The sequence below is a fragment of the Allocoleopsis sp. genome (genome assembly GCF_036703385.1).
GTDB lineage: Bacteria > Cyanobacteriota > Cyanobacteriia > Cyanobacteriales > Coleofasciculaceae > Allocoleopsis.
In genome coordinates this window covers 1-5,147 of sequence record NZ_DATNPA010000202.1, presented here as the reverse complement: position 1 = coordinate 5,147, position 5,147 = coordinate 1, and the positions used below count along the sequence as shown (strand labels likewise).

Sequence of the window (5,147 nt, the reverse complement as noted above, 5' to 3'; positions counted from 1 at the left end):
TCGTACTCTGCTTGCCTATCGGCACTTTCCGATTTGCTGGCGAACTCGCCTAACCGTTGATTATCATTCTTGACATTGAGTGGCTAGCGATCGCATTCCAGTATTTTTGCAAAATTGGGATGCACCCAACGTAACATTACCAATAGTCTGTACTGGAGTGACAACTACAGCCATTTTATTGAACAGATCGTCAGATTTAAAAAATTCAAGCAGTTGATGATATCCAAGCTTGACATGATTTAGTAGGTCATTGGCATCTTTAGGAGTTTTCATATACGTCTCGCACTTTATTGGTGCTAAGATAATGAGTCTAGGAACAGTAAGGCTTGTATAAGCATCTTTTAACAGTGAAGTTATACGTTTAGGAGCATTTTTCTCCTCGTGCCAATCGCCGATTTCATGCTCATTAACCTTGCCATTCTTCTTTTGCATGAGCGCAGTAGCATCAATGGGAATAACAACTGCATCACATTCATTTAGCTGCTGCTTCACGTATTCCTTTTGATCTTGTCTAGCTCCCAACTTAAAGTATTCACCAGAGGGATCTGTAAACTTCAACCTCATAAACTTTTTACTACCACTACCAATCTCAAACATAAAACCTTCATCATTCCAAGGATCATCTTGGGAAGGTGTAGGAGTTACCTTGGTTTTTAATCGAGGGTCGATTTGCCTCAATATCTGCTTACAATCTTCTATAGCTTGCAGAGTTTTACTGTCAGTAGTCCAGGTAGTGAGATTAGCTTGCTCAAAGGTTTTATCAAACTCCTCATGCATGGCGGCTAAGAGGCTAGTTTTGCCAATTCCTCTGGGTGCAACCATGATAATTTTTAGTTCTTTCAGCTCATCCATTGAAGTTAGTGTCCTTTTTTAGTTCAAGAATAGAATCGAGTGGGATGTGTTAGCGTCTTCTGCCTGCTTCACAGACGTAAGGCAATTTTGTAGTCGTGCGTTGTCTTGCTCCAGCTTTCCGAGTTCTTCTGGCCAAACTTGCGATCGCACACCTCTCAAAAAATTTTTCCATTCCTCTTGAATGTCTTCTTGATGGATGATGTTATCCACAAACTCTTCCACCATTGCGTATGCGGCTTGATTTGGCTCCCAAAGCAATTCTTCTAACGCAGGGATGATTCTGTTAACGGCTGTTTCATACTCGATCTGGAGCGCCAATAGAATTTCATCAGCAGATGTAGATGCAGAAGGACGCAAAGTATCTGTTTGCTGCTCAGGAGCGTATCCTGTCTGACTATTAGTTGGAATAATATTGGTAATCCCATCTAAATGCTTACGAATCCGGTGCTGCATGAGTCCACGATAGGAAAGCTCAAACTCAGCAAAAATTTCTAATCCTTGCTTCAATCTCCTCAGTTCGCTGGGAGCTTCATCTACTAATTTTTTGAGTTCTTTGATAAACTCAGAACCTCGTGTCTCTGTCAACACTCCAAGATGTCCCTTTTGGATCAGCACGTCTGCCACTTGAGATTTCACATTCTCTATTGATTCCTTTAATCCCTCATCCAAAGACAGGAAGTGATGAGATAAAAGGACGCGAAGTTCATCCCGGTAATCTGCATAGGTTCTTAACGAACCACTTACCATAATCCGCTCGTTGATTTCTTCAATGGGATTTTCAGACGACAGTATGCCCTTATGGTTTTGGCAAACCTGAATAGCAGCATCCACCCCAGCTTGTAAGTTGCTATCAGGCGCTTGACGATGTAGCCAGAGTTCTGATCTAAACTTCTCAAGACCGAGTGCAACGTCCTTCCACCAACCCTTTTTGTCATTACCAAACAACTTGCTGAATTTCTGCTCAACAACCAGGTAATTGTCCGGCGCTGCTTGACCAAGGGCAGTTCGTGCCTTGTCTAACTCAACCTTAACCGCACTCTGGAGTTGAATTAAGCGCTCCTGGCAAGATTCGGCATACTTAGTGTCCAGGTCTATAATCTTTGTCTCTAGATGAGTGAGAACTCGATCCAGAATTCGATTAGCCTGTTGAGGAGCGCTACAGTCAGCAATAATGCAATCAACAACTTTAATGCCTAACTGTTCGCTATCAAGTTTCTGCTTAAATCGTTCGCAAGCATTTTTACTCTCGTTGTGGGGGTTGCTCAATTGGTTGAGAACAAAAAAAGACCTCTCTGATAATTCATTCAAAGCTTCAGCTGCTTTATCATAGAGGGCTGTATCCTCTGTTTTCCAATCGTCACCTTGCGGATCAGGTCGTCGGACGAATAGAACAACGTCTACACCCTGCCCCAACGTTTCTAGCATCAGTTTTTCGTCGCCTACTTTGAGATCGCCCAAACCTGGAATGTCAACCAATGCAATCTGACCAACTTCAGGATTAGGGAAAGGACAATATATCTTTACTTCCCGTACAGCAAGACTCTTAAAACTATCAGCACCGTTAGCATGAGTCACATAGCCCTGAATTTCATGGCGTGGTACTGTAAGTTGACTTGCACCGAGCAGATCACAATAAACAGCTTGATTTGAGTAGTAATCATGTTTGAGGCGTTGATACATCGCCTCACTGGTAGCAGTTGAGGGCTTCTCAGGTAGAGGACTATTGACAAAATCACTGAAGCTAGTCGGAATGGGAGTTAACCTCAGTTCTGTATAGTAGGGAAGAATTACCTCTTTAAAGAGTGAATCCTCCGAGTGAAATGTAACCTTTGCTTCAGTTTCAGCATGGAAACGAGGGCAAATTGTACTCCGTACAGCCGTGCAAGCTCCCCCGCTATGAGCCGGAATTACATCGCTATCCAGTCCACTTAAACTCTGTAGTAGGGTACTCTTTCCTTGCTTCATCCGTCCTACAACCCCAATATTGAGCGTGTCGCGGGAGAAACGCACTCTAAGCTTGCCCAATGCTTCCAATTCAGTGGCAATACTTAGTTGAATCGTCGAAAAATCGATTTCCTTCAACTGTCCCTTAACATTCGCGTCATCAACCCGTGTCAGCAGTTGATTGCGGTTATCCTCAAGATTACGCAGCGCTGAAGCAAGAGACTTGAGATTTGCCTCTACTCCTTCGATTTTCTGCGCCAAGGGACGACGCTTCTCAATAATGCTGGCAATTCTCGCAGTCCTATTTGTATTCATGTAGCCGCGTTTTTAAACCGTGTTGCGAAACCTACTTAAAGGGTAAAGAAGCAATACCCAGTAGGGGAATGTGGAATTTACCTAAAACAAGGACTGTTTTCCAGACGAAGTTAGGTGAATTTACGGTTGTCCTCATCCCAAGTACAACGGAGAAAGCGGCTTACCTAACCTGTGGGAGCGATCGCTCATTCAAACAATCGGACGTACAGGGCATCATGTCCAGGTTCATTAATTCAGTAATATTTATTCATTAAGGTCACAGACTCAGGCATTACCGTACAGCCTATGAACGCGATCACCTTGACCATCCCCCGTCTGAGTGCAAAGGGCTTCATAGAACTTTGCAAAGCCAATCAAGACTTGCAGCTAGAACTTACCGCGACAGGAGAAGTTATCATTATGCCCCCAACTTTCTCCTGGACCGGTAAGCAAAATTCTGGTTTAAACGCTCAGTTGTGGAATTGGAATGACAAAACAGGCTTAGGCATTGTCTTTGACTCCTCTGCCGGATTTACTTTGCCTAATAGTGCTATCAGGTCACCTGATGCGAGTTGGGTGAGTAATGAACGTTGGGAAGCATTGAGTGAGAGTCAACAAAAGGAGGAGTTTTCTCCTGTATCTCCTGATTTTGTGGTGGAGTTGCGCTCTAGTAGTGACTCGTTGAAGAAATTACGAGAAAAGATGCAGGAGTATATCGATAATGGCGTTCGCTTAGGGTGGTTAATTGATTCCACAACCAAGCAGGTGGAAATTTATCGTCCGGGGCAGGATGTAGAGGTTTTCGAGTCTCCGGCAACAGTATCGGGCGAGGATGTCTTGCCAGGGTTTGTGTTGGATTTGAATAAGGTGTGGTGAAGGCTTCAAGAGTATGGGACAGACGCTGCCAAGGAGATTCGCCGTCATTAGAAATGAGGACTCGCATTCTGCTACAAAAGCGAGTCCGTTTGATGATCTTTGATGATCTGGTTTCTACAAAAAAAGGGTGTAATAGCCTCAGATTTACTACTGTTTTGTCACACAAATTAGTTCAACGCGATCGCCTGCGCCATTTCTTGGATTAACTCAAGGGTTCGATCTTGTCCGTCATACTCTCCAAGCTGTTGGATGAGCTTAGCGACTAAACCTGTCCATCCTGTCTGATGGCTAGCTCCAATCCCAGCTCCATTATCGCCGTGGAAGTATTCATAGAACAGAATCAAATCCTGCCAATTTGGGTCAGATTGAAATTTCTCAGCGCCACCATACACAGGTCGTGTATTAGACGAGTCTTTTAGAAAAATTCGTGTCAGTCTGTGAGACAATTCTGCTGCCACTTCCCACAGAGTCATCATGTTTCCTGACCCAGTTGGACATTCAATCTTAAAATCGTCTCCCAGGTAATGGTGAAACTTTTGCAAAGATTCTATCAAAAGGAAATTGACTGGAAACCAAATCGGGCCACGCCAGTTGGAATTCCCACCAAAGAGACTACTGCTAGATTCAGCGGGTTCGTAATCTACCCGAAATTGGCTACCATTAACATCAAAAATGTAGGGATGCGAACCATGATATTTAGAGATAGCGCGGATGCCATAATCTCCCAAAAATTCTGTCTCATCCAGCATTTTTTGCAGAATTCGCGTTAGCTTATCACACTCAACAATTGCTAGTAATCGTCTAGCGCCCACGCCGGGTGACTGCATACAGGCAACATTCTGTCTTAGATCAGGACGATTTTCGATAAACCATTCCAGTCGCTTTTTGAACCCTGGCAGTAATTCCAATACTTCCGGTTCAATGGTTTCGATCGCAAACAAGGGAATCAGACCCACCATCGAACGGACTTTCAAGGTTAAATGTTTGTCATTGGGCAAATGCAACACGTCATAGTAAAATCCGTCTTCCTCATTCCACAATTCGGCATCAAGATCGCCCATATGGTTCATGGCATTGGCGATATAGAGGAAATGTTCAAAAAACTTGGTGGCGATATCTTCATAAACCGAATTGCTTTTGGCAAGTTCCAGCGCGATCGCCAACATATTCAAGCAATACAT

General features: G+C 43.8%; 3 protein-coding genes and 1 pseudogene. 1 reads left to right on the top strand and 3 read right to left on the bottom strand.

Annotated elements, in window-relative coordinates:
* Window positions 1-63: 63 nt before the first annotated feature.
* Window positions 64-852 (bottom strand): TRAFAC clade GTPase domain-containing protein, encoded by a 789-nt coding sequence (locus V6C93_RS10160; protein WP_333476543.1) that lies wholly within the window; start codon window positions 850-852, stop codon window positions 64-66.
* Window positions 853-870: 18 nt separating this feature from the next.
* Complete coding sequence (locus tag V6C93_RS10155; protein ID WP_333476542.1) at window positions 871-3,111, bottom strand: dynamin family protein; 2,241 nt, start codon at window positions 3,109-3,111, stop codon at window positions 871-873.
* Between the two features lie 285 nt (window positions 3,112-3,396).
* On the opposite strand from V6C93_RS10155, the gene V6C93_RS10150 reads away from it, so the two are divergent.
* Window positions 3,397-3,966, top strand: a complete 570-nt coding sequence (locus tag V6C93_RS10150; protein WP_333476541.1) for a Uma2 family endonuclease — start codon at window positions 3,397-3,399, stop codon at window positions 3,964-3,966.
* A 167-nt stretch (window positions 3,967-4,133) separates the two neighbouring features.
* Here the strand turns inward: V6C93_RS10150 and V6C93_RS10145 are convergent.
* Window positions 4,134-5,147: pseudogene (locus V6C93_RS10145) on the bottom strand (glucosidase); the annotation flags it as partial.